3 protein-coding genes are annotated in these 3,047 nt (G+C 71.6%); all 3 read right to left on the bottom strand.

Going from position 1 to position 3,047, the window contains the following annotated elements; genetic code table 11:
- A partial coding sequence (locus HMPREF3086_RS02770) for a Mur ligase family protein (RefSeq protein WP_246830872.1) occupies positions 1-805 on the bottom strand: 805 nt, incomplete at its 3' end.
- Positions 806-810: 5 nt separating this feature from the next.
- The gene (gene mraY / locus HMPREF3086_RS02765; RefSeq protein ID WP_061913777.1) at positions 811-1,905 is read right to left on the bottom strand and encodes a phospho-N-acetylmuramoyl-pentapeptide-transferase; all 1,095 of its coding nucleotides are present in this window, start codon (positions 1,903-1,905) and stop codon (positions 811-813) included.
- A gap of 3 nt (positions 1,906-1,908) precedes the next feature.
- Positions 1,909-3,047 (bottom strand): UDP-N-acetylmuramoyl-tripeptide--D-alanyl-D-alanine ligase (gene murF, locus HMPREF3086_RS02760; RefSeq protein WP_246830871.1); only part of this gene is annotated, 1,139 nt, incomplete at its 5' end.

The following is a 3,047-nucleotide window of genomic DNA, read 5'->3' as shown; positions in this document are numbered from 1 at the left end:
TGCGCACCCCGATACGCGTCGCGGCGGGCGCGTCGGCGAGCAGGCGCGCGGCGATCTCGTCGTCGGCACCGGCCACGGCCACCCGGCCGGTCAGGACCTGCGCCTTGGCCGCGGCGTACGCCTCCATGGACCCGTGCCAGTCGAGATGGTCCTCGGCGACGTTGAGGACCACGCCCACGTCCGGCCGGCAGCTCGGCGCCCAGTGCAGCTGGAAACTCGACAGTTCGGCCGCGAGCACCTCCACGCGCGGCTCGGCCAGCAGCACGTCGGTCACCGGCAGCCCGATGTTCCCGCACGCGCGCGCCGCCATGCCCGCCTCGAGGCAGATCGCCTCGAGCATCGAGGTGGTGGTGGTCTTTCCGTTGGTACCGGTCACCGCGAGCCACGTGCGGCGGGGGCCGAACAACTCGGCGGCGTCGGCGCGCCACGCCAGCTCCACGTCTCCCCACACCGGCACCCCCGACTCGACTGCGGCGACCAACAACGGGGAGTCCGGACGCCACCCGGGGCTGGTCACGACCAGCCCCACGGAGCTCCGCCCGTCGCCGACGGCAAGCAGCTCGGCGGCGCGGTCGAGGTCGACGCCCTCGCACGCGACACCGTCCGGCAGCGCCTCCCGCAGGCGCGCGATCGCCTCGGGTCGCGAGTCGGCGACCACGGGCTCGGCTCCCAGCGCGTCGAGGATGCGCACCGCGCCCGGTCCGGACACTCCCGCTCCCAGGACGAGCACGCGCGCGCCGCCGAGCTCGCGTACGTCGAGATCCCGCGCGGCGGCCGCGCCGGCTGAGTGGGTCGTCTCGGTCATCCCGCTCACCCCACCGAGCTCGCGAGCCAGTCGCCGTAGAACAGCGCGATCGCCAGGCCACAGGAGATGGCCACCAGTAGCCAGAAACGGATCGTCACCGTCGTCTCGGCCCACCCGCCGTTCTCGAAGTGGTGGTGGATCGGCGTCATGCGGAACGGGCGTCGGCCGGTGGTGCGGAACGCGGCCACCTGGATGAGCACCGAGACGAACTCGATGACGAACACCGCGCCCACGACGACCATGAGCAGCTCGGTCCGCGACACGACGGACACGCCCGCCACGACGCCGCCGAGGAACATCGACCCGGTGTCCCCCATGAAGATCTTCGCGGGGGCCGCGTTCCACCACAGGAAGCCCAGGCAGGCGCCGAGCGCCGCCGAACAGACCACCGCGATGTCGAGGGGGTCACGGACCTGGTAGCAGCCGGACAGATCGACGCCCTCCGCGGTGGAGAAGCAGGAGTAGCGGAACTGCCAGAAGGTGAACACCACGTAGGTGCCCATCACCATCGCCATGGACCCGGCGGCGAGGCCGTCCAGGCCGTCGGTGAAGTTGACGGCGTTGGACCAGCCGTAGACGAGGACGACGATGAAGACGAGGAAGACGACGACGGGGAAGCTCACCGCGACGAAGTCCCGCACGTAGCTCAATGACGTGCTGGCCGGGGTGAGCCCGTCGTTGTTGCGGAACTGCAGCACGAGGATGCCGAACGCGAGGGCCGCGAGGACCTGGCCGGCGGTCTTGGACAGAATGCCCAGGCCCTTGTTGTGGCGCTTGAAGACCTTGAGTCCGTCGTCGATCATGCCGACCACGGCCAGCGCCGTCGCCAGGCCGAGGATGAGCAGGCCGGAGGCGGTGAACCCGCCGCCGCCCACGGTGAACTGTCCGATCAGCCCGGCGACGATGTAGCCGAGCCACACGGCGGCGAGGATCGCGAGACCGCCCATGTTGGGCGTGCCCCGCTTGCCCATGTGGGACTGCGGGCCCTCGAGCCGGATCTCCTGCCCGTAGCCCTGGCGGCGGAAGTAGATGATCAGCACTGGTGTGAGGAAGATGCTCACGACGAAGCCGACGATGCCGGCGACCATGATCTGGGTCATTGACTACTTCTCCTCACCGCGCGCCGCGAGCACGCGCTCCGCGACACTCCACAGGCCGACGGCCGCCGAGGCCTTGACCAGGACGATGTCGCCCGGCTCGAGCCTCGAGTCCAGGATCTCCACGGCCTCCTCGGCGGTGGCGACGTGCTCCGCCTCGGATCCCCACGACCCCTCCTGGATCGCGCCCTGGAACATCGCGCGCTGGGGCCTGCCCAGTCCCACGACCACCAGCTGGGACACGTCCAGCCGGACGAGGAAGCGTCCGATGAGGTCGTGCTCTATCACCGCGTCCTCGCCGAGCTCCGCCATCTCCCCCAGCACGGCCCACGTCCGGCGCGGACGGCCGCCGCCCGACCGGGCCATGACGGCCAGGGACTTCAGCGCCGCCCGCATCGAATCGGGGTTGGCGTTGTAGGAGTCGTTGATGACGGTGATCCCGTCGGCCGTGACGCGCACGTCCATCCGCCGCTCGGAGGCGGCCTCGGCGGTACCCAGCGCCGCCGCGATCCGCTCGACGTCCATCCCGCATGCGAGGCCCACCGCGGCCGCCGACAGGGCGTTGCCCACCTGGTGTTCGCCGTGCACCCGGAGCGCGACCTCCGCCTCACCCCGCGGGGTGACCAACGTGAACGAGGCGCGCACCTCGTCGTCGAGCCTCACCCGCTCCGCACGGACGTCCGCGGACCCACCCAGCCCCACCGTGACGACCTCGGCGGAGGTCCGGCCGGCCATGGCGGCGACCCGGTCGTCGTCGGCGTTGAGGACGGCGACCCCGCCGTGCGCGGCGTCCGGCAGCGCCTCGACGAGCTCACCCTTGGTGGCGGCGATGACTTCTCGCGAACCGAACTCGCCCAGGTGCGCGGTGCCGACGTTGAGGACCACCCCGACGCGCGGGGGCGCGAGGGCCGCGAGCTCGCGGATGTTGCCGGGTGCGCGGGCGCTGAGCTCGAGGACGAGGAAATCGGTGTCCTCGTCCGCGCGCAGCGCGGTCCACGGGTGGCCGATCTCGTTGTTGAACGAGCCCGGGGGTGCGACGACCGTGCCGGCCGCCGACAGTACGGCGCCGATGAGGTCCTTGGTGCTGGTCTTGCCCGACGACCCGGTGACCCCCACGACGACGAGCCCGTGGTCGGCGACCAGCC

Source organism: Dietzia sp. HMSC21D01 (assembly GCF_001815995.1).
GTDB classification, from domain to species: Bacteria; Actinomycetota; Actinomycetes; order Mycobacteriales; family Mycobacteriaceae; genus Dietzia; species Dietzia cinnamea.
Note: the sequence above shows the minus strand (reverse complement) of the source record. Positions and strands in the feature narration are given on the sequence as shown.

Excerpts from the sequence above, each read along its gene's own strand:
- mraY (WP_061913777.1), bottom strand. The coding sequence starts at position 1,905 with ATGACCCAGATCATGGTCGCCGGCATCGTCGGCTTCGTCGTGAGCATC.